19 protein-coding genes are annotated in these 17,674 nt (G+C 68.1%); 9 read left to right on the top strand and 10 right to left on the bottom strand.

Translation table 11 applies throughout. The features are described from left to right. Positions 1-33 precede the first annotated feature (33 nt). Together AC5Y4D_RS25310 and mhuD are read right to left on the bottom strand one after the other, a co-directional pair. Positions 34-1,389 (bottom strand): serine hydrolase, encoded by a 1,356-nt coding sequence (locus AC5Y4D_RS25310; RefSeq protein WP_500038530.1) that lies wholly within the window; start codon positions 1,387-1,389, stop codon positions 34-36. Continuing rightward, positions 1,364-1,681 carry a mycobilin-forming heme oxygenase MhuD gene (gene mhuD / locus AC5Y4D_RS25315; RefSeq protein WP_499943255.1) on the bottom strand — a complete coding sequence of 106 codons (318 nt, stop codon included), beginning with the start codon at positions 1,679-1,681 and terminating at the stop codon, positions 1,364-1,366. Before mhuD ends, AC5Y4D_RS25310 begins: the two co-directional genes overlap by 26 nt. A 23-nt stretch (positions 1,682-1,704) precedes the next feature. Between mhuD and AC5Y4D_RS25320 the strand changes: the two genes are divergently transcribed. Then, positions 1,705-2,499 (top strand): alpha/beta fold hydrolase, encoded by a 795-nt coding sequence (locus AC5Y4D_RS25320; RefSeq protein ID WP_499990003.1) that lies wholly within the window; start codon positions 1,705-1,707, stop codon positions 2,497-2,499. Here AC5Y4D_RS25320 and AC5Y4D_RS25325 read toward each other — a convergent pair. Beyond that, entirely contained in the window at positions 2,453-3,364 is a 912-nt protein-coding gene (locus tag AC5Y4D_RS25325; RefSeq protein ID WP_499990005.1) for an iron-sulfur binding domain-containing protein, read from the bottom strand. The genes AC5Y4D_RS25320 and AC5Y4D_RS25325 overlap by 47 nt on opposite strands. Between AC5Y4D_RS25325 and AC5Y4D_RS25330 the strand changes: the two genes are divergently transcribed. Together AC5Y4D_RS25330 and AC5Y4D_RS25335 are read left to right on the top strand one after the other, a co-directional pair. Beyond that, entirely contained in the window at positions 3,363-4,001 is a 639-nt protein-coding gene (locus AC5Y4D_RS25330) for a carbonic anhydrase (protein WP_499990006.1), read from the top strand. The two genes, AC5Y4D_RS25325 and AC5Y4D_RS25330, sit on opposite strands and share 2 nt — an antisense overlap. A gap of 103 nt (positions 4,002-4,104) precedes the next feature. Then, positions 4,105-4,902: a hypothetical protein gene (locus AC5Y4D_RS25335; RefSeq protein ID WP_499943251.1), complete on the top strand. Its 798-nt coding sequence runs from the start codon at positions 4,105-4,107 to the stop codon at positions 4,900-4,902. A 279-nt stretch (positions 4,903-5,181) separates the two neighbouring features. On the opposite strand, the gene disA is transcribed toward AC5Y4D_RS25335, so the two are convergent. The 3 genes from disA to AC5Y4D_RS25350 are packed head-to-tail and all read right to left on the bottom strand — an operon-like array spanning position 5,182 to position 8,310. Then, positions 5,182-6,258: a DNA integrity scanning diadenylate cyclase DisA gene (gene disA / locus AC5Y4D_RS25340; protein WP_499943250.1), complete on the bottom strand. Its 1,077-nt coding sequence runs from the start codon at positions 6,256-6,258 to the stop codon at positions 5,182-5,184. 30 nt (positions 6,259-6,288) lie between these two features. Then, the gene (radA, locus tag AC5Y4D_RS25345) at positions 6,289-7,698 is read right to left on the bottom strand and encodes a DNA repair protein RadA (protein ID WP_499990007.1); all 1,410 of its coding nucleotides are present in this window, start codon (positions 7,696-7,698) and stop codon (positions 6,289-6,291) included. Between the two features lie 51 nt (positions 7,699-7,749). After that, positions 7,750-8,310 (bottom strand): copper chaperone PCu(A)C domain-containing protein, encoded by a 561-nt coding sequence (locus AC5Y4D_RS25350; RefSeq protein ID WP_500038531.1) that lies wholly within the window; start codon positions 8,308-8,310, stop codon positions 7,750-7,752. Positions 8,311-8,642: 332 nt separating this feature from the next. On the opposite strand from AC5Y4D_RS25350, the gene carD reads away from it, so the two are divergent. From carD to rlmB, 5 genes are all read left to right on the top strand, one after another. Further along, positions 8,643-9,131 carry an RNA polymerase-binding transcription factor CarD gene (gene carD, locus AC5Y4D_RS25355; RefSeq protein ID WP_007166539.1) on the top strand — a complete coding sequence of 163 codons (489 nt, stop codon included), beginning with the start codon at positions 8,643-8,645 and terminating at the stop codon, positions 9,129-9,131. 29 nt (positions 9,132-9,160) lie between these two features. Then, positions 9,161-9,832 (top strand): 2-C-methyl-D-erythritol 4-phosphate cytidylyltransferase, encoded by a 672-nt coding sequence (ispD, locus tag AC5Y4D_RS25360; protein ID WP_500038532.1) that lies wholly within the window; start codon positions 9,161-9,163, stop codon positions 9,830-9,832. Continuing rightward, the gene (gene ispF / locus AC5Y4D_RS25365; RefSeq protein WP_499943246.1) at positions 9,829-10,308 is read left to right on the top strand and encodes a 2-C-methyl-D-erythritol 2,4-cyclodiphosphate synthase; all 480 of its coding nucleotides are present in this window, start codon (positions 9,829-9,831) and stop codon (positions 10,306-10,308) included. The genes ispD and ispF overlap by 4 nt, the downstream gene beginning before the upstream one ends. 104 nt (positions 10,309-10,412) lie before the next feature. Further along, positions 10,413-11,819, top strand: coding sequence for a cysteine--tRNA ligase (gene cysS / locus AC5Y4D_RS25370; protein ID WP_500038533.1), 1,407 nt, complete (start codon positions 10,413-10,415; stop codon positions 11,817-11,819). After that, positions 11,820-12,749, top strand: coding sequence for a 23S rRNA (guanosine(2251)-2'-O)-methyltransferase RlmB (gene rlmB, locus AC5Y4D_RS25375; protein WP_500038534.1), 930 nt, complete (start codon positions 11,820-11,822; stop codon positions 12,747-12,749). A gap of 15 nt (positions 12,750-12,764) precedes the next feature. Here the strand turns inward: rlmB and AC5Y4D_RS25380 are convergent, their stop codons facing one another. Genes AC5Y4D_RS25380 through AC5Y4D_RS25395 form a run of 4 tightly spaced genes read right to left on the bottom strand, consistent with a single transcriptional unit; the run spans position 12,765 to position 16,419 of the window. Beyond that, entirely contained in the window at positions 12,765-14,006 is a 1,242-nt protein-coding gene (locus AC5Y4D_RS25380) for an SLC13 family permease (RefSeq protein ID WP_500038535.1), read from the bottom strand. Positions 14,007-14,020: 14 nt separating this feature from the next. Then, a complete protein-coding gene (locus AC5Y4D_RS25385; protein WP_500038536.1) occupies positions 14,021-14,941 on the bottom strand; it encodes an MBL fold metallo-hydrolase in 921 nt (306 codons plus the stop codon). Further along, positions 14,941-15,699 carry a LamB/YcsF family protein gene (locus tag AC5Y4D_RS25390; RefSeq protein WP_499990017.1) on the bottom strand — a complete coding sequence of 253 codons (759 nt, stop codon included), beginning with the start codon at positions 15,697-15,699 and terminating at the stop codon, positions 14,941-14,943. Before AC5Y4D_RS25390 ends, AC5Y4D_RS25385 begins: the two co-directional genes overlap by 1 nt. A 6-nt stretch (positions 15,700-15,705) precedes the next feature. Further along, positions 15,706-16,419 carry a sensor domain-containing protein gene (locus AC5Y4D_RS25395; RefSeq protein ID WP_500038537.1) on the bottom strand — a complete coding sequence of 238 codons (714 nt, stop codon included), beginning with the start codon at positions 16,417-16,419 and terminating at the stop codon, positions 15,706-15,708. A gap of 153 nt (positions 16,420-16,572) precedes the next feature. On the opposite strand from AC5Y4D_RS25395, the gene AC5Y4D_RS25400 reads away from it, so the two are divergent. Continuing rightward, complete coding sequence (locus tag AC5Y4D_RS25400) at positions 16,573-17,652, top strand: Rv3575c family transcriptional regulator (RefSeq protein WP_500038538.1); 1,080 nt, start codon at positions 16,573-16,575, stop codon at positions 17,650-17,652. The last annotated feature ends 22 nt before the right edge of the window (positions 17,653-17,674 follow it).

Below are 17,674 nucleotides of genomic sequence, written 5' to 3' on the forward strand. Positions count from 1 at the left end.
TGAGGGGCTTTTGCGTCTGCTCGGCGATCTATATCAGCGCGGTTCGATCAGCGCGAAGGCGCGCTTGGCGACCTGCAGCATCCAGCTGGTCACCGTCGGCCCGTGGTCGCGGGGCCAGTTCAACTGGAAGCTCACCACGAACGGTTGTCCGGTCTTGTCGACGGCATACCAGCTGAACGTCAAATCTCCCGGCAGCCCACCAGCTTTCGCGCCGATGTAGGGCCACACGTTGCGGTCCAGCTGGATGCCGGCCACGGCGGACAGGATCTGCCGCACGGGTGCGGCGGTGCCGACGGCGTCGGCCTGCAGCGCCACATGCACTCGGCAGATGTCCTCGGCGGTGCCGTACCATTCGGCGCCGTACGCCGAGGCCGGAGTGTGGGCGCGAGTCGGATCCGGTTGGTAGGGAGTCGAATTCGCCTGCGTCAGCAGGGCGGCGCGCTCCTGCTGGGACGCCTGCTTCCAACGCTCCCGGACATCGGGCTGGCCCCAGCCGACCGAGAACAGCTCGTACATGGTCGGAAACGGGGTCATGCTGGCCGGATCGTGGTGCCCGGCGGTGACCAGCGCCCCTTCGACGGCCTGCGTGCCCATCCGGCCGATCAGTAGATCGGTGGCCATGTTGTCACTGGTGGCGATCATCTTCTCGGCCGCGGTTCGCACCGAGACGTGATCGCCGGGTGCCAGCTCCAGGCCGGACGACCCGACGGCTTTGCTTTTCGTGGTCACCGTCAACTGGTCGTCCCAGGAGACGGTGCCGCGCTTGACGGCCACGGCGAGTGCGTGCAGGACGTACAACTTGAAAATGGAAGCCAACGGCAGCGATTCGCCGGTGTTGGCGCCCGCCACCCGGACGCACTGACCGTTGTCGATCTTCGCCACCTGATAGGAGTAGCGGGCGCCGGTCTTGCTCAGCACCGCATCGATATCCGGCCAGGCGGTGATCGGCGGCGGCGGTTGGGTCTCGAGGTCGAACCGGTCGACCCAGCCACCGTCGTCGGTGTGAATCCGGATGTCTTGTCGCGCACCGTAGGACGAGATCAGGTGCAGGGTGGCCACGCTGGCGCCGATGTCCACGCCGGCCAAGGTGAACGGCCGGTCCCACCAGAGTCCTTCCATGGTCGCTTCCACCGAGTCGACCTTTTCCGGCGCGGCCAGGGTGGCCACCCCGACCGGGCCGATCGGCCAGTCGGAATTGAGCATGTCCATGGTCTGCTGGGCACGCAGCCCGGGCGGGGTAGTGGTGTCGATGCGGTGCCCGGGGTTCGCCGCGTTCGCGGCGGGTGTCGGCGACGGAGCGCACCCAGGCGTCAACGTCACCACCAGCGCGGCCACGGCGCTCAGCGCCGCGACTCGGCGCCGACTACTGAGCCTGTACGTTCCCGGCAACGTCGAGCACGACCTCGAATTCCAGCAGCGAAGCACCGGTGGCCACCGGGTTCTTGTTCATTCCGGCGTGGGCTTGAATGGCAGGTCCGCTCGCCCACGCCTGGAACGCTTCGTCGGACTCCCAGTGCGTCACCACGAAGTAGCGGTCCTCACCCTTGACCGGACGCAGCAGCTGGAAGCCGAGGAAACCGGGCGAGTTCTCCACCGCGTGGGCGCGGTGCGCGAACCGCTTCTCCAGCTCAGGGCCAGCGTCGGCGGGCACCTCGATTGCGTTGATCTTCACCACTGGCATGCCGTTAGGTTACCGTGCCACCCGTGCCCACCGATCTGCTGACCCACCGCGGCGGTCAGGGCAGACCGTTGGTCCTCGTGCACGGGCTGATGGGCCGGGGCACCACCTGGACGCGCCAGCTGCCGTGGCTCACCCGATTGGGCGCGGTGTACACCTACGACGCGCCGTGGCACCGGGGCCGGGACGTCGACGACCCCTATCCGATCAGCACCGAGCGGTTCGTGGCCGATCTCGGGGAGGCAGTCACCGGTCCGGGTGTGCCGGTGACGCTCGTCGGGCATTCGATGGGCGCACTGCATTCCTGGTGTCTGGCCGCCGAACATCCCGAGTTGGTCGACGCGCTGGTAGTCGAGGACATGGCCCCGGACTTCGTCGGGCGTACCACCGGCCCTTGGGAGCCGTGGCTGCACGCCCTGCCCGTCGAATTCCATTCTCCCGAACAGGTATTCGCCGAGTTCGGACCTGTTGCCGGACAGTACTTCCTGGAAGCCTTCGACCGTACCGAGACGGGTTGGCGGTTGCACGGTCACACCCAGCGGTGGATAGAGATCGCCGCGCAGTGGGGTCTGCGCGACTACTGGGCACAGTGGCGGGCCGTGCGTTCACCGGTACTGCTGATCGAGGCCGGCAACTCGGTGACACCGCCGGGGCAGATGCGCCAGATGCACGAATCAACCGTTGCGACAACATATCTGCATGTCCCTGGCGCCGGCCACCTTATTCACGACGACGCCCCGGAGGTTTACCGGCGTGCGGTCGAATCCTTCCTGACTACTCCTCGCCGGCCAGCGCGAACCGGCCGTCCGACGTCTGCGTGACCAGTCCGTCGGCGAGCAACGAGAACAGTGCCCGGTCCCGCTGGGCGGTGTCGGAAAGCCACGCCACGTCCAGCTCGGCCCGGGTCACCGGAGAGTCCTTGGCGCGCAACACATCCAGCAGCCGCCCCCGGACTTGGCGATCGGTCCCGGCATAGGTTTGAACGCGCTTGGCCGGGCCGGCGGCCGGCGGGTAGCCGGCACGTCGCCAGGCGCATTGCCCGAGCGGGCACATCCCGCACTTGGGCGCCCGGGCGGTGCACACCGTCGCGCCCAGCTCCATGATCGCCACCGAAAACGTCGGCGCCCGTTCGTCATCCGGCAACAGCTCGAGCACGTCGGCGTGGTCGCGGGTCGCCGATGGCGAACCCGCGTCGGCGCGGCCGTGGACAGCGCGGGCCACTACGCGGCGAACGTTGGTGTCCACCACCGGCACCCGCTGGCGATAGGCGAAGCAGGCCACCGCCCGCGCGGTGTAGCTGCCCACCCCCGGTAACGCCAGCAGCGTTTCGACGTCGTCGGGAACCACGTCGCCATGGTCACGGGCGATGACGACGGCGCACTCGTGCAGTCGCTTGGCCCGCCTCGGGTAACCCAATTTGCCCCACGCCCGCAGCACGTCGGCGGCGGTGGCGGCCGCGGTGGCCGAGGGGGTGGGCCAGCGCCGTACCCAGTCGGTCCAGATCGGCAGGACCCGGGCGACCGGCGTCTGCTGCAGCATGAATTCGCTGACCAGGATCTGCCAGGCGCTGACGCCGGGCTGCCGCCACGGCAGGTCGCGGCTGGAGCTGTCGTACCAGGCCAGCACATTTGTGACTGGTATGTGGGGCGAGACGGTCACGAGTCCTTCCGGCAGAATGTCTGGCATGCCGAACAGCAACCCCGTAAGCGCCTGGAAAGCACTCAAAGAGGGTAACGAGCGATTCGTCGCCGGGAAGCCCGAGCACCCCAGCCAAAGCATCGAGTACCGGGCCGGGCTGGCCACCGGCCAGAAGCCGACAGCGGTCATCTTCGGCTGTTCGGACAGCCGGGTCGCCGCCGAGTTGATCTTCGACCAGGGTCTCGGAGACGTGTTCGTAGTTCGCACGGCCGGGCAAGCCATCGACGCGGCAGTGCTGGGCTCCATCGAGTACGCGGTGGCGGTCCTGGAAGTGCCGCTGATCGTGATCCTCGGCCATGACAGCTGCGGTGCCGTCAAAGCCGCACTGAGCGCAGCCGACGACGGTGAGATCCAATCCGGTTTCGTGCGGGACCTGGTGGAGCGGGTCGTGACGACGGTGTTGTTGGGCCGCCGCGACGGACTGACCCGGGTCGACGAATTCGAGGAGCGACACGTACGCGAGACCGCGGCGCAGTTGATGGAGCGTTCGACGATCATCGCCAAGCGTGTGGCGGACGGCGTGTTGGGAATAGCCGGCGTCACCTACCGCCTGGCCGAAGGACGCGCGGAGCTGGTCCACACCGAGGGCGACATCGGAGCTGAGCCAGAAAGCAAGACCGCCTGACGGCAGTGCGGTGCGGCTACTAACACGGCCGTCGACCGGTTAACCGCGCGACACGCCGACGCGGGTCGGACGCGTCTGCGTGACCTGGCCCTACCGTGTAAATGTGCTGGATCTGGAACCGCGAGGCCCGCTACCCACCGAGATCTACTGGCGGCGCAGGGGACTTGCCCTGGGCATCGCGGTTGTCGCGATCGGGATAGCCGTCGCCATCGTCATCGCATTCGTCAGTAGTGACGCCGGAGCGAAGCCGGCCGACAAGGGCACCACGGCGCAAGGGAACCTGGGGTCGAACGCGCCTCAAGCGCCCGGCGCGCCACAGCCGGCCGGACAGACCGGGGCGCCCGCCCCGGGTGCGCCGCCGGGGACGGTGAACCCGGAGGCGCCGACGCCGACCGCCGCCGTGCAACCGCCGCCGGTTCTGAAGGAGGGCGACGACTGCCCGGATTCGACGCTGGCGGTCAAGGGGCTGACCAACTCGCCGCAGTACTACATCGGTGACCAGCCGAAGTTCACGATGGTCGTCACCAACATCGGTTTGGTGTCCTGCAAGCGCGATGTCGGCGCCGCGGTGCTCGCCGCCTACGTCTACTCGCTGGACAACAAGCGGCTGTGGTCCAACCTGGACTGCGCGCCGTCCAACGAGACGCTGGTAAAGACCTTCACCCCGGGTGAGCAGGTGACCACCGCGGTGACCTGGACCGGGATGGGGTCCGCGCCGAAGTGCCCGTTGCCGCGGCCGGCGATCGGACCGGGCACCTACAACCTGGTCGTGCAGCTGGGGAACCTGCGCTCGCAGCCGGTCCCGTTCGTACTGAACCAGCCGCCGCAGCCGCCCGGTCCGGCGCCCGCGCCGGGACCCGCTCAGGCGCCGATGCCGGAGGCCCCGCCGACGGGCGGCTGATCGCTGCCGCGTTCGGGTGAACTTGGGCGTTCAGCGGGACGCCTGGGCGTTGCGTGAAAGCTGGGCTTTGAGTGTGAAAACTGGGCCTTGCGGGTGAAGCCTTGGCGGGATTTCGCCGTTTTTCCCACCGTCGGCTCACTCCGAAAGCCGTCGCTTCACACGCAAAGCCAAGGATTCACACTCGAAGTAGTGGAGCAGCCAGAACGGTCCTACCCTGCCCGCGGGGAACCGTCTTCTGGGTGTTTCCGCCGCGATCGTCAAGACAGGCCGTGGCAGGGCTCAGTGATCGGCGATGGTCGACTCGGCCAGTTGCGAGAGCCCCTCGCGTACGTGCCGGGCCCACATCGCGCCGATGCCGTCGACGGATTGCAGGTCGTTGGCGCTGGCCGCCAGTAGCCCCTGCAGCGTTCCGAACGACCGGACCAGCAGGTCGACGTGGGCGAACTGCAGTCGGGGGATGCCGTCCATGGCGCGGTAGCCGCGCGGGCTCAGCGCCTGATCCTGGGCCTCGGCTGTCGTCGGATACCCGAAGACCTTGGCCAGTGCGGTGAGCTCGAGCAGGTCGGTGTCCGACAGCGCATCCAGCTCGGCAAGCGTGGCGGCGATCTGCGCCTCGGCCGGTGGCTCGGGGCTGGCGTGGTAGTCGCGCACGATCAGATCGCGGGCGGTGTCGTTGCCGCCCAGCAGTTCCTCGAGCTGCAGCCGCAACTGGCGCCCGTCGGTGCCCAGCTCAACGGCGTCGTTGTCGATGACCAGCCCGATGCGCCGGACCAGTTCGAGCCGCTGCACCACCGTCATCACGTCGCGCAGCGTCACGAAGTCTTCGATCTCGGCCCGGGACAGTTGCCGGCTGACCTCGTCGAGCCTGGTCTTGTACCGCTCCAGGGTCGCGATCGCCTGGTTGGCACGCGACAGGATGGTCGCCGAGTCGGTCAGCACGTGGCGCTCACCGCCGGCGTAGACGGTCACGATGTTCATCGAATGGCTGACCGAGATCACCGGGTAGCCGGTCTGGATCGCCGACCGTTCCGCCGAGCGGTGCCGGGTCCCCGACTCGTCGGTGGGGATCGAAGGGTCCGGGACCAGCTGCACGTTGGCCCGCACGATGCGGCTGCCGTCGGTGGACAGCACGACGGCGCCGTCCATCTTGGACAGTTCACGTAGCCGGGTCGGGGCGTAGCGCACGTCCAGTGAGAAGCCGCCGTCGCAGATGGCCTCGACGCTCTCGTCGTGACCGAGCACGATCAGGGCGCCGGTGCGGCCACGCAGGATGCGTTCCAGGCCGTCGCGCAGCCCGGTGCCGGGGGCCAGGCGGGCAACGGCCTCACGCAGGGTCGGACGAGTCACAGCGAGCATTCTGCTACGCCGGGCGGCTGGGCGGGACCCCTATCCGGTGCCGTCGAGTTGTTGGAGCGGCGGCGGCTCGAAGCTGTGATGGTCGGCGATGTCGACGATGTGGTGCAGCGCCTCGCGGATGGTGGCCGCGGTCAAGGCCCGCATTCCGGCCGGGACGGCGGCGCAGCCCGGCGGAATCAACGCGACGTTGAATCCCTGGCGGGCGGCTTCGGCCAGCCGCCGCTCCATGCCGTGCACCCGGCGCAGGTCACCCGCCAGGCCCACTTCGCCGATCATCACCGCGGTGGTGGGCAGCGGCAGGCCGGCCCACGCCGACGCCAGCGCGGTCGCGATCGCCAGGTCCGACGACGGTTCGGTCAACCGCATGCCGCCGACGGTGGACAGGTAGATCTCGACGGCGCCGAGTTTCAGCTTGCCGTGCTTCTCTAGCACGGCGGTGATCATCGCGGCCCGGGAATGGTCGATACCGCTGACGGCCCGGCGGGGCGAACCGCCGTTCGGCTCGGCCAGCAGGGCCTGGACTTCCCCGATCAGCGGGCGTTTTCCGTCCAGCGTCACCGTGATCGCGGTGCCGGGTACCGGTGTCGGCCGCTGGTCCAGGAACAGGTGTGACGGGTCGGCGACGCCTTCGATTCCGTTGTCGTGCAACAGGAAACAACCGACCTCGTCGGCGGCGCCGAACCGGTTCTTGATGCCGCGGACCATGCGCAGCGAACTGTTGCGGTCGCCCTCGAAATGCAGGACCACGTCGACCAGGTGCTCCAGCGAGCGCGGACCGGCGATCGCGCCGTCCTTGGTGACGTGCCCGACCAGGATCATCGGGACACCCTTGGTCTTGGCCACGGCGGTCAGCGCCGCCGTCACCGCACGCACCTGGGTCACCCCGCCGGCGACGCCGTCGGCTTCGCTGGTCGACATCGTCTGCACCGAGTCGACGATGACCAGCGCCGGCCGCACCGTTTCGACGTGCTGCAGAACCGTGTGCAGGTCGGATTCGGCGGCCAGATAGACCTCGTCACCGCCGCAGCCGATCCGATCCGCCCGCAGCCGCACCTGCCCGGCGGATTCCTCACCGGAGATGTACAGGGCGCGTTGCCCGCGCTGTGCCCACCGGTGGGCGACCTCGAGCAGCAGGGTGGACTTGCCCACCCCGGGCTCACCGGCCAGCAGCGTCACCGACCCGGCGACGACACCACCGCCCAGTACCCGGTCGAGTTCGTCGACCCCGGTCGATCGGTGCCGACTCGTGTCGGCCTCGACGGAACTGATCGGCACCGCCCGCGAGGACGGCGCCGGCGAGCGCCGGCCGGCACCGACCGCGGCCAGCACCGCGACTTCTTCAACCGTGCCCCAGCTACCGCAGTCCAGGCAGCGTCCCACCCATTTGGCGCTGACATGGCTGCATTCCGAGCAGCGGTATTGCGAACGTGCATTGGCCACGAACGTGACCGTATCTGCGGGGTCCGACAGATCCCTGGATCGACAGGCGGTTCAGGAGTGATGCGGAGCCGGCTGCTGCGACTGTTCCACACCGGCCGAGATCGGTACCTGCACGCTGCCCTCGCCGGCCTTCTCGAACTTGAAGGTGAACTTGTAGGTCAGCCCGTTGGTGATGGGCTTGGACAGGTTCACGGTCGCCTTCGCGGCGCCGGTGGATCCCGGCGGGCCGGGGGCCACCGACTGTCCGTCCGGGGTGCCGATGAACAGCATCCCGGAAGCCGGCACCTTCGCGTCCCCGGCCAGCGTCACCGAACCGATTTCGCTGGTGATGCCGGTGAGCCGGTCGCTCTTGTCCGGCGAATCGTTGACCGCCACCAGCACCAAGTCCACCGTGCGGCCTGGTTGCAGGAAGTCGCCGGTCTGAGTGGCCTGGATGCGGATGTCGCGCAGCGCCAGTTGGCCGATGGTGAGCCGGTTGCCGTTGACGGCGGGTTCCTGCGCCGCGGTCTGGGAGATCTGACCGGTGCCACAGCCACTGAGCACGGCGACAGCCATGCCGGCGGTCGCCAACGAGGCGGTTAGCTTGGGCAGGCGGATGTTTAACCGGTTCACTCAATGCCTCCTGCTCGGCGCACGGACTTCACGGACTTCGGTTTTCAACTATGGACAGTAGTAGCAAGGCACCGCGGGCGGTAGCGGGGACCGGGGATGTCGCAGGGCGGACAGCCCCGCCGAATTCCGTCGAACCCAACAAGGTACCCTCAGAGGGCGGATTCGGACCCGTGCCCAGGGGGCCGAATGCGTCACCGAAGATAATCCCCCTGCACGTCTGAGCCCGCCTGTCAACCCCTAATCTGCGCGTGGCGTGCCTCTGACCTGCACCGTTGTTCCACACGCGCCGGGCCCGCGTGTTAGACTTAACTAACGAAAGGGGCTCGAATCAGATGATCTTCAAGGTCGGTGACACCGTTGTCTACCCACATCACGGTGCTGCGTTAGTCGAGGCGATCGAAACTCGAACCATCAAAGGGGAGCAAAAAGAGTATCTCGTCTTGAAAGTTGCGCAGGGTGACCTGACCGTTCGAGTGCCCGCTGACAACGCCGAGTACGTCGGCGTCCGCGATGTCGTAGGCCAGGAAGGCCTCGACAAGGTTTTCCAGGTGCTGCGCGCACCGCACACCGAAGAGCCGACCAACTGGTCGCGTCGGTACAAGGCCAACCTGGAGAAGCTGGCTTCCGGCGACGTGAACAAGGTCGCCGAGGTAGTGCGCGACTTGTGGCGGCGCGACCAGGAGCGCGGCCTGTCCGCCGGCGAGAAGCGGATGCTGGCCAAGGCCCGGCAGATCCTGGTCGGCGAGTTGGCGCTGGCCGAGAGCACGGATGACGCCAAGGCCGAAACCATCTTGGACGAGGTTCTGGCGGCAGCTTCCTGAACGCCTCCTGAACCGCCCGGGGCTCGTATATGGGCGCGGGAAACGTAGCGGCGATCGTCCCGGCCGCGGGGTCGGGGCAACGGCTGGCCGCGGGTGTGGCCAAAGCGTTCTATCAACTCGAAGGGCAGTCGCTGGTCGAGCGGGCCGTCGAGGGTCTGCGGGCATCGGGTGTCGTCGACACCGTCGTCGTGGCGGTGCCGCCTGACCGCACCGACGAGGCGAAGCTGATCCTGGGCCACCTCGCCACGATCGTCGCCGGCGGGCCGACCCGCGCCGAATCAGTGCAGTTGGCGCTGTCGGCGATCGCGGAGTCGACGGAGTACGTGCTGGTGCACGACGCGGCTCGCCCGCTCACACCCCCCGCGCTGATCGTGCGGGTCGTCGAGGCGTTGCGGGCAGGCCACAGCGCCGTCGTGCCCGGACTGCCGCTGTCCGACACCATCAAGGCGGTCGATGCCAACGGGGTGGTTCTGGGCACGCCGGAGCGGGCGGGTCTGCGCGCAGTGCAGACACCGCAGGGATTCTCGACCGAGTTGTTGACCCGCGCCTACCGTCGCGCCGACACCGGCGGGTTCACCGACGACGCATCTTTGGTGGAGCAGGTCGGCGGACAGATCCAGGTGGTCGACGGTGACCCGCTGGCATTCAAGATCACCACCCAGTTGGATCTGTTGCTGGCCAAGTCGATAGCCCGCCAGTGATCCAGTCGCCACGCGTCGGGTTGGGTGTCGACGTGCACCCCATCGAACCCGGCCGTCCTTGCTGGCTGGTGGGCCTGTTGTTCCCCGGTGCGGACGGCTGCGCCGGACACTCCGACGGCGACGTCGCGGTGCACGCGCTGTGTGACGCCGTACTCTCCGCAGCCGGACTGGGTGACATCGGCGGTGTCTTCGGGGTCGACGAGCCACGCTGGCAGGGCGTCAGCGGCGCCGACATGCTTCGGCACGTGATCGAACTGCTCACCGAGGACGGTTACCGGGTGGGCAATGCGGCCGTCCAGGTGATCGGGAATCGGCCGAAGATCGGCGGGCGGCGCTCCGAGGCTCAGGCGGTGCTGTCGAGGCTGCTCAACGCCCCAGTGTCGGTGGCCGCCACCACCACCGACGGGCTCGGGCTCACCGGACGGGGTGAGGGCCTGGCCGCCATCGCCACGGCGATGGTCCTTCCGCTGCGCTGAACCCGCGCTCGTGAGCCACGCTGGGGTGACGTTCGGCGCTGACCGTCGCTCTGGCGTGACGCTCGCGCCGGGCGGCCCGAGTGCAGGCAGTAAGCTGGCACGTCGTGACCGATCGTGCCGGCCTGCGGCTCCATGACACGGCGACCGGTGCCGTGCGTGACTTCGCGCCGTTACGGCCCGGACACGTCTCGATCTACCAGTGCGGCGCCACCCCGCAGGGGCTACCGCACATCGGCCACGTCCGCAGCGGCGTCGCGTTCGACATCCTGCGCCGCTGGCTGACCGCGAGTGGCTACGACGTCGCCTTCGTCCGCAACGTCACCGACATCGAAGACAAGATCCTCACCAAAGCGGCCGCCGCCGGCCGGCCCTGGTGGGAGTGGGCGGCCACCCACGAAAGGGCATTCACCGCGGCCTACGACTCGCTGGACGTGTTGCCCCCGTCCGCCGAGCCACGCGCGACCGGCCACATCACCCAGATGATCGACTTAATGGAACGCCTGATCGAAACCGGTCACGCCTACGCCGCCGGTGGCGACGTCTACTTCGACGTGCTCAGCTACCCGGAGTACGGGCAACTGTCCGGACACCGCATCGACGACGTCCACCAGGGCGAAGGCGTGGCCACCGGTAAGCGCGATCAGCGCGACTTCACCCTGTGGAAGGGCGAAAAGCCGGGCGAGCCGTCGTGGCCCTCGCCGTGGGGGCGCGGACGTCCCGGTTGGCACATCGAATGCTCGGCGATGGCCCGCACCTATCTCGGACCGGAATTCGACATCCATTGCGGCGGAATGGATTTGATCTTCCCGCACCACGAGAACGAGATCGCCCAGAGCCGTGCCGCCGGGGACGGGTTCGCCCGCTTCTGGCTGCACAACGGCTGGGTGACGATGGGCGGCGAGAAGATGAGCAAGTCGCTGGGCAACGTGGTGGCCATCCCCGCGATGCTGCAGCGGGTGCGACCGGCCGAACTGCGCTACTACCTGGGCAGCGCGCATTACCGTTCGATGCTGGAGTACACCGAGGTCGCACTGCAGGACGCGGTGAAGGCCTATGTCGGGCTCGAGGATTTCCTGCACCGGGTGCGCAGCCGGGTGGGAGCCGTCTGCCCCGGCGAATGGACGCCCCGATTCGCCGCGGCGCTCGACGACGACCTGTCGGTGCCGGCGGCGCTGGCCGAGATCCACCAGGCCCGCGCCGACGGCAACCGCGCGCTGGATGCCGGGGATCACGAGAGTGCGTTGCACGCCGCCGGTGCCATCCGGGCGATGACGGGCATCCTGGGCTGCGATCCGCTCGACGAGCGCTGGGAATCCAAAGACGAGACCTCGGCCGCGTTGGCCGCCGTCGACGTGCTGGTGCAGGCCGAATTGCAGAACCGGCAGAAGGCTCGCGAGGAGCGAAACTGGGCCCTGGCCGACGAGATCCGGGACCGGCTCAAGCAGGCCGGCATCGAGGTCACCGACACCGCCGACGGTCCGCAGTGGACGCTGGGTGGTGACGGCAAGTAGATGGCCGGCAATTCGCAGCGCCGGGGAGCCATCCGTAAGACCGGTACCAAGAAAGGTCCGACCGTCGGTTCGGGTGGCCAGCGCCGTCGCGGACTGGAAGGGCGCGGGCCGACGCCGCCGGCGCATCTGCGGCCCAATCATCCGGCAGCCAAGCGGGCCAAGGCCCAACCGCAGCGCCCGGCCCGGAAGGTCGAGGAGACCGAGACGGTGCTAGGCCGCAACCCGGTGCTGGAATGCCTGCGCGCCGGTGTGCCGGCCACCGCGCTATATGTGGCGCTGGGCGTCGAGGCGGACGAGCGGCTCAACGAATCCGTCTCTCGCGCAGCCGATTCGGGAATCTCGATCCTGGAGGTGCCGCGCAGCGACCTGGACCGGATGACCGCCAACCATCTGCATCAGGGCATCGCGTTACAGGTGCCGCCGTACGACTACGCCCACCCCGACGACCTGGTCGCAACCGCACTGGCCGCGCCCCCGGCGATGTTGGTCGCGCTGGACAACATCTCCGATCCGCGCAACCTCGGTGCGATCGTGCGGTCGGTGGCGGCGTTCGGCGGCCACGGCGTGGTCATCCCGCAGCGTCGGTCGGCCTCGGTGACCGCCGTCGCGTGGCGCACCAGCGCTGGGGCGGCAGCCCGGATACCGGTGGCCCGAGCGACGAATCTGACCAGGACACTTATGGATTGGGCCGATCGCGGGTTGCGCGTGGTCGGGCTCGACGCCGACGGTGACACCCCGCTGGACGAGCTGGACGGCACCGATCCGATCGTTGTCGTCGTCGGCTCGGAGGGTAAGGGGTTGTCCCGGTTGGTGCGCCAGAACTGCGACGAGGTGGTGTCGATCCCGATGGCGGGTCGGACCGAATCGCTGAACGCCGCAGTTGCCGCCGGGGTGGTGCTCGCCGAAATCGCACGTCAACGCAGAAGTTAGGGCGCGCAGGAACAACTACACACCGAACAGTTGCACGCTCGCCCACAGAGCCACCACCGCCACCACCAGAGCGGGCGGCACCGTGCACAACCCGAGTCGCGTGTATTCGCCAACGCCGGTCGGCACATCATGGCTCCGCAGCACCCGTCGCCACAACAGGTTGGACAGCGATCCGGCGTAGCTCAGATTCGGTCCGATGTTGACACCGATCAACACCGCCAGCACGGCCGCCGGACCGCTGGCCACGACCAGCGGCACCAACACCAGTGTCGCGGGCAGATTGTTTACCAGGTTGGCCAGCACGGCGGCCACGGCGGCGATACCGAGCAGCGCCGGCAGGCTCGACCCGGCTGGCAGGAACGCCGACATCCGCGCCGACATCCCGTTCAGCGTTACCGCCTGAACCACAATGCCCAGCGCGAGCACGAACACCAGGAACGGCAGATTCGCCGAGCGAACGATCTCTGTCAGCGAGATGTGCCTCTGCCGGAGACTCCGCAACCCCAACGCTGTGGCCCCGGCCAGGGCGGCCCATGCGGGTGCCACGTCAAGCGACTCGGCGGCGACGAACCCGACGAGCGTCAGCGCCACGACCAGCAGAACGAACAGCGGCGGACGCGCCGGCGGACCGATTTGGGTACGGTCTGGGTCGACCCGCAAGTCCCGCGCAAAGAACAACCGGAAGACCAGATAGACCGTAGCGACCGCGGACAGCCACGGCAGCGCCATGAGCAACGTGAACCTGGTGAACGAGATATTCGCGCCGCGGTAGACAAGAAGGTTGGTCAGATTCGACACCGGAAGCAGCAGCGAGGCCGCATTGGCCAGGTGGGCTGTGGCATAAGCGTACGGGGGCAACGGAGTTCGCAGCTGCCGGACGGTGGCCAGCACCACCGGAGTCAATAGCACCACGGTCGCGTCCAGGCTGAGTACCGCAGTGATGACAGCGGCGATGACGAACAGCTGTCGCAGCAACCCGGTCGACCCTGCCGTCGCACGCGCCAGGGCTGCGCCGGCCGCTTCGAACAGACCCTCGGCGTCACACAGATTGGCCAGCACAAGCACCGCTCCGAGGAAGGCGACCACGCGGGCCAGTCCGGAGGTTTGCGCCGCGGCCTGGCTTGGTGAGATGGCGCCAACTGCAATCAGCATGGCGGCTGCGGGTACGGCCGCAGCGGCTTCCGGCCATCCGCGGGGGCGGGCCACGGCAAAGCCGAGGACGACAACGAGCGATATCAGGCTGAGGATCAGGGCCAAGGCTGAATTCGCTTCTAACGCCAGGGATCTTCGTACCGCCACACCGTCGGCATGTGGATCTCGACACCGTCCTGGGCTGCCAGCTCGTCGAGGATGCGAAGGGACACGTCCAGGTCGTCAACTGCGTATGGCATGGCCCGCAACGGTTCTGACAGCGAGCTGAAGAAGTCGTCCCAGTGGATGAGAACCACGCGGCGCGCTCCCACTGTGCGTACCGTCTCGGTCCAGTAGTCGACCAGGTATGAGCGCGGCCGCAGACCCAGTTGTCCGACACCGAGATAGGCGACCTCGGCTCGGTATCCGGCCAGTGCGCCCTCGACGAAACCGGCGCTGCCCTGGATCAGCAGCCGTCGCGCTGATGGCCGGTGGTGAATCAACGTCGACCACGCCTCGCCGCAGCGGTAGGCCGACGCCTTCACCGGTGGCACCAACGGCGCGTCGATCGTCCCGGGAAACCGGTCGGGCGGGCAGTGATGCGACTCGACTAGCGTAACCTCGTAGGCCCCCAACGCGATTGGCTCACCGGAGACCGCGACTACCAGACGGTCCTCTGGGAGGCCGTGTCCGCGGCCGACGTTGGCCGCCGACTCACCACCGACCAACTGGGCGCCGGTACGCTCGGCGACCAACGCGGAATCCATGACGTGGTCGATGTGGGTGTGCACCGGTATGACGGCGGCGAGCCGAGATACCTTGGCCCGGGCCAGGCAGCCGTCGACGCGCGCGGCCGACGGCGCGACCTTGCCGACGGCCACTTGTGCCAGTCCCGGACGGGAGAAGTAGCCGTCGGTCAGCAACGCCGACGACCCGTCGTCCAGCAGCAGTGTCGCCACCCCCATCCAGGTCGCCCACAGCGGCGAATCAGGTTGGGCGGCAGGAACATCGAACCGATCCGAATACTGTCCGAGGTCGGGCCGTCCCAGTTTGAGCCGCATCAGCAGAACGCGCCCAACTCGACCCCGGCGGCCAGCAGCTCGTCACGCACCGCGGCCGCGATCGCCACCGCGCCCGGCGAATCACCGTGCACGCAAACCGATTCCACCGTCACTGCAACCGGGGAGCCGTCGACTGCCGGCACCTCGCCCGAGGCCACCATGGCCGTTACCCGTTGGGCGATCTGCGTCGGATCATGCAGCACCGCACCGGGTTCGCGACGGGGCACCAACCGGCCCTCAGCTGTGTAGGCGCGATCGGCGAAGGCCTCCGCGACGGTGCGCAGACCTCGGCTTTCGGCCTCGTCGAAGAACACCGATCCGGTCATCCCCAGCACCGGCAGCGCAGCGTCCACATCATGTATCGCAGCAGCGACCGCGGCGGCCTGTTCCCGATGCGTGACGATCGTGTTGTACAGCGCCCCATGGGGTTTGACGTAGGACACCGCCGCACCGCCGGCCTGTGCCAACGCCTGCAGTGCGCCGATCTGGTAGATCACGTCGGCATGCAGGTCCTGGGCGTCGACGTCGATGAACCGCCTGCCGAATCCGGCCAGGTCGCGGTAACTCACCTGTGCGCCGATCCGCACCCCCCGCTCGGCGGCCGACCGGCACACCCGCAGCAGGCCGGCCGGGTCACCGGCGTGGAAGCCGCACGCCACGTTGGCGCTGGTGACGATCCCGAGCATGGCTTCGTCGTCACCCAGTCGCCAGACGCCGAATCCTTCACCCAGATCGGCGTTGAGGTCGATGCGGCGCAATTCGGCCTACAGCTTGGCGATCTTGCCGGCGATCTGGTTGGCGATGTCGACTGCCGCGGTGCCGGATTCGGAGTAGGCGCACGTCACGATGTCGACCGCGATGTTGTTGCGCACCGTCAGGGCACGTTCACACGCCCAGCCGTCGCCGTTCTCCTGGACTTCGGACGTGTTGAGCATGCCGTTCTGGTCGGTGACATCGTTGACCGTCCAGATGGTGTCGGGCTGGTTGGGGCTGACGTCGTTGAAGCGACGGTTGCCGCAGGCTTTCCAGCTCTGCACCGAGGAGTTGTAGAAGTTGCTGGCGTCCTGGGCGTTCGGGAAGGCCACCACCGCCTGGATCGCGTAGTGCTTGCGTTTCTTGGAGTCGTCGATGCTGTCGTCGAGGCGCTGCCCGCGCATCGCCTTCCACCCGGTCCCGGCGTAGACCTTTTCCTGCGCGGCGCCGTCGACGGCCAGGCAGTTCTTGTCGCTGACGTTCTTGCTCCAGTCCCACATGGCTTTGGCGCTGAACCACACCTTCATCGACGTCGCACCCAGGACGCTGTTGATCTGGCTGGTGTCGAGCAGGAGGTTGTCCAGGGCGCTGACCGAGATCGGAGTCTGATTAGCCAGACCGGTCTTGTCGCCTGCCATGGCCTTGCCGTCAATCACGTCTGTGCAACCGCCGATGAGCAGGCACGCCCCGCTCAGCGCGACGACCGCGGCGATCTGCTGGCGCACTGTTCCCCCTTCCCCAAGCACCTCGCAGGCCCCATCAGCCGGCGCCTCATCAGCTTAGGCGCTGGCTGTGTCGATGTCGCCGAACGACCCCGGCCTCCGACACCCGCGCCGTCTTGCAGCTGCGGCCCGGAAACCGCGGTAGCCTCACCGAACGTGAGTCCCACACCGCGCAGGCGGGCGACTCTGGCGTCGTTGGCAGCCGAGCTCAAGGTATCGCGCACCACGATCTCCAACGCCTTCAACCGGCCCGACCAACTCTCCCCGGAACTTCGTGAGCGGGTGCTCGCCACCGCGAAACGCATCGGGTACGCGGGCCCCGATCCGGTGGCCAGATCGTTGCGTACCCGCAAGGCCGGTGCGGTGGGTCTGGTGATGACCGAGGCGTTGACCTATTCCTTCAGCGACCCGGCGGCACGGGACTTCGTCGCAGGACTGGCGCAGTCGTGCGAGGAGCTCGGTCAGGGGCTGTTGCTGGTGTCCGTGGGTCCCAGTCGCAGCATCGAGGACGGCACCACGGCGGTACTGGGCGCCGGGGTGGACGGGTTCGTGGTGTATTCGGTGTCCGACGACGACCCCTACCTGCAGGTAGTGCTGCAACGGCGGCTACCGGTGGTGGTGGTCGATCAGCCGGTGGGCTTGTCGGCGGTGTCGCGGGTCGGCATCGACGACCGCGCGGCGATGCGCCGAATCGCCGACCACGTGCTGGGGTTGGGACATCGAGAGATCGGGCTGCTCACCATGCGACTGGGACGCGACCGGCGTCAAGGGCTGGTCGACGCCGAACGGTTGATGTCGCCGACGTTCGACGTGCAGCGCGAACGCATCATCGGGGTCTGGGAGGCGATGGCGGTCGCCGGCGTCGATCCGGATTCGCTGACGGTAGTGGAAAGCTATGAGCACCTGCCCACTTCGGGCGGCGACGCCGCCAGAGTGGCTCTGCAGGCCAATCCGCGGATCACCGCGCTGATGTGCACCGCCGACATCCTGGCCCTGTCGGCGATGGATTACCTTCGCGCACACGGCATTTACGTGCCGGGCCAGATGACGGTGACGGGTTTCGACGGCGTCGAGGACGCGATCAGCCGCGGGTTGACGACGGTGGCGCAGCCCAGTCTGCAGAAGGGCCGCCGCGCGGGTGAACTGGTGCTGCAACCGCCGCGGTCCGGCCTGCCGGTGGTCGAATTGCTGGGCACCGAACTGGTCCGGGGGCGGACCTGCGGCCCGCCGGCCTAGCGGCCGCTCTTGCGATCGCGAC

Source organism: Mycobacterium sp. NGS67, from assembly GCF_059812185.1.

Excerpts from the sequence above, each read along its gene's own strand:
- mhuD (WP_499943255.1), bottom strand. The coding sequence starts at position 1,681 with ATGCCAGTGGTGAAGATCAACGCAATCGAGGTGCCCGCCGACGCTGGC.
- AC5Y4D_RS25330 (WP_499990006.1), top strand. The coding sequence starts at position 3,363 with ATGCCGAACAGCAACCCCGTAAGCGCCTGGAAAGCACTCAAAGAGGGT.
- AC5Y4D_RS25325 (WP_499990005.1), bottom strand. The coding sequence starts at position 3,364 with ATGCCAGACATTCTGCCGGAAGGACTCGTGACCGTCTCGCCCCACATA.
- disA (WP_499943250.1), bottom strand. The coding sequence starts at position 6,258 with ATGCTCGCTGTGACTCGTCCGACCCTGCGTGAGGCCGTTGCCCGCCTG.
- carD (WP_007166539.1), top strand. The coding sequence starts at position 8,643 with ATGATCTTCAAGGTCGGTGACACCGTTGTCTACCCACATCACGGTGCT.
- ispD (WP_500038532.1), top strand. The coding sequence starts at position 9,161 with ATGGGCGCGGGAAACGTAGCGGCGATCGTCCCGGCCGCGGGGTCGGGG.
- rlmB (WP_500038534.1), top strand. The coding sequence starts at position 11,820 with ATGGCCGGCAATTCGCAGCGCCGGGGAGCCATCCGTAAGACCGGTACC.
- AC5Y4D_RS25385 (WP_500038536.1), bottom strand. The coding sequence starts at position 14,941 with ATGCGGCTCAAACTGGGACGGCCCGACCTCGGACAGTATTCGGATCGG.